General features: G+C 65.0%; 3 protein-coding genes and 1 pseudogene. 2 read left to right on the top strand and 2 right to left on the bottom strand.

Annotated features, from left to right (window positions below):
* Positions 1–90: 90 nt before the first annotated feature.
* Both KUM38_RS29495 and KUM38_RS29500 read right to left on the bottom strand, forming a co-directional pair.
* Entirely contained in the window at positions 91–789 is a 699-nt protein-coding gene (locus tag KUM38_RS29495) for a hypothetical protein (protein WP_217133737.1), read from the bottom strand.
* Between the two features lie 143 nt (positions 790–932).
* Positions 933–1,296 (bottom strand): annotated as a pseudogene (locus tag KUM38_RS29500) (UTRA domain-containing protein); the annotation flags it as partial.
* A 436-nt stretch (positions 1,297–1,732) separates the two neighbouring features.
* Here KUM38_RS29500 and KUM38_RS29505 point away from each other — a divergent pair.
* Both KUM38_RS29505 and KUM38_RS29510 read left to right on the top strand, forming a co-directional pair.
* Positions 1,733–2,017 carry a hypothetical protein gene (locus tag KUM38_RS29505; RefSeq protein ID WP_254397963.1) on the top strand — a complete coding sequence of 95 codons (285 nt, stop codon included), beginning with the start codon at positions 1,733–1,735 and terminating at the stop codon, positions 2,015–2,017.
* 189 nt (positions 2,018–2,206) lie between these two features.
* Entirely contained in the window at positions 2,207–2,407 is a 201-nt protein-coding gene (locus KUM38_RS29510; protein ID WP_217133739.1) for a dehydrogenase, read from the top strand.
* Positions 2,408–2,529: the final 122 nt, after the last annotated feature.

Below are 2,529 nucleotides of genomic sequence, written 5' to 3' on the forward strand. Positions count from 1 at the left end.
AGACATCAGCAACAGCATCCTGCGGCTTGGAAGACACACCATCATGCTCACACTGCCGAAGCCCCCACCACCACAGAACTAACGAAAAACTCAGTAGTAGCCCATGTTGTGCTGCCAGGCCAGGGTCGAGACAAGCTCGGTGCTGAAAGCCTCGCAGAGCGCGAGTGCCTCTCGACCGGCTGCGGTGCCCAGGAGACCCGCAGTCGGCGGCAGTGCCAGAACGATGTCGTGACAAGCGGCCTCGGCGGCGAGGTTACAGGTGCTGTGGTAGCCGAAGTCGGAGCCGCGGCCTTGGCCGGGCGCGGTCGCGAGGTACCGCTCATGGGCGCGGTGAGCCGGGTGGTCCCACAGGGAATCTTGCGTGCTGCTGTCGAGCCATCTGGACACCTCGCGGGGTCGGCGAATGATCCGCTCGACCTCCTCCGCACTCAGCTTGCCCAGTACGTTCCACATCTCCAACTCCACAAGGGCCGCTACCTGGACTTCGGCGATGACATCGTCCAGTTCCCCTTCCTCCGGGTCGGTGAAGAACGGGGTGCTGACCATTTCGGCCACCGCCTCGGTGTAGGCGCGGTGAGACTCCTCCTCGCCCGGGGTGAGGATCATCGCGCGGAATACGCGCTCCACAACCGTGCGGTGGAGGCCCCACACGGGGTTGAGCCTGAGCATCAGCAGCGGCGCACGCAGCCGCCAGAGCGCCAGCGTGGCCGCGTGGCGACGCTGGTCGGTGGTCATTGCAGCACACAGATCCGTGAGCGCAGCGTCGTCCAGCTCATCGAACACGTCCATGATCCCTACCCATTCAGCACCCGTGCCGGGCCCCACTCCAGGTTCTGCCTGCACCGGCGGGCATCGTCCTACCAAGCCGCCGTCACCGTCGCACGCCCGATGTGGGTGTGAGATGTGAAGACACCGCCCAGCCACAGGCCGAGTCAGTTCAAGCGGTAAGTGTCCTCCAACTCCTGCCGGTCAGCGGGAAGCAGTACGTCAGAGACCTGGAGCGCTTGCCCGGACGCGTCGCACGCGACGACCAGGAGTGAGGACGGGGACGCCGTCTGGAAGGTCGAGAAGCTCGACTTCGGCGCGCTCGGGCAGGCGAGCCGAAATCCGTTCCGTCACATGGTCGAAGCGGACCTTCTTCCGCGCCTCCTGGTGCTCACGGATACCGCCGTTCAGCGCTTCGCCACTCTCCGAGTCGGTGTCCTCGACCAGGAATCGACGCATGAGGATCTCGGCCCGCTTGGGCAGCCCGAGCACGGAGGCAACCCGCGCCGGAACGGGAACGTAACCGGCTTCTCATCCACAGCCGACCGGACCCGTACGACGCTCCGCTGTGGAACATAGGAGCATGAGCGCGTTCGCAAGCGACCCAGGCCTGGATGAGATCCGGGACGCAGCAGGCCACGGCACAGAAGTGGATGTAGCCGTCCACCTTCGCGATGGCACGGTCAGGCTCTCGATCCTCTGGACCCAAGAGGTCCTGCTGAGCGCCGACGACGCCGACCAGGTGGCCCAGGCACTCCAACGTGCCGCAGAACAAGCACGCAGGATCACAACATCCAGACGCCCGGACAGGTCAACCAGCGCTTGAATCCCACTGAGTTACCACCTTCTTCACGGATTCAAGTAGCCGCTCGCTTCCTCGGTCGACGAATCGGCAGCTCAGTCCGCGGATCTCCCAGCCTCTCCCCTGAAGCGATGACCCGCATCCGGCAAGTGAGACCATCCATGGATGGCAGACGCACGGCTACCCCAGGGATGGACTCTTCAGCAGATCCGCGATGTATCGGGGGACCGGGAGGCCGTCGCCTTGGATCCCGATCGGTCAGCGAAGTGGGTCACCTTCGCCGGGGCCCACGAGATGCCGCGTCCAGAGATCGTTCTCGGGTTCCACAACCTGTGTCTCGTAAAGCCTGTCGATGACGACGACTGGTACATGGGCAGCCTGCACGACGACGGCAGCATCGACTGCTGGGCAGTCCATGACGACCTGTACGAGGCGCTACGCGGCCTGTAGGAGCTTGCGCCACGGCCCCACGTGCGAGGCACACTGAGTATCTGACTGCGCGATGACGACGACGCACCATCGCGAACAACCGTGGACGTCAGCGGACCGCCGGCGCAGGTGACAGATACAGCAGCACATGACCAGCGAGCAGCCCGAGTTACTTCAGGATGAAGCGGCCGCTCCGTTAGGGTGCACCGCATGACCGACGACGCCTCGGCCTGTCCCGAGTGCAGCCAGCCCATGAAGTTCGGCGGCTTCATCCTCTCTCATCGGGAGGACGATGGCCGGCGGACCTGCCGGACACTGCTGAAGTGCACCGGTCGGCACGTCTGGTGGCGCTGGGCCGACCGGCCGGAGGGGCCGCTGGAAGCTTGCCCGATGCCCGAGCTGTTCCGTTGACATCCAACGCTGACATCAACGACCCCGGACGACGGCAACACACGGCAGCCAGTCGTGGCACCGGTGCATGAGACAGGCCCCGACCAGGGCGATGGGTGATCGAACTCCTCAAGCGGGGGGGG

Origin of the sequence: Streptomyces sp. AC558_RSS880 (assembly GCF_019049255.1) — a bacterium.
Taxonomy (GTDB): domain Bacteria; phylum Actinomycetota; class Actinomycetes; order Streptomycetales; family Streptomycetaceae; genus Streptomyces.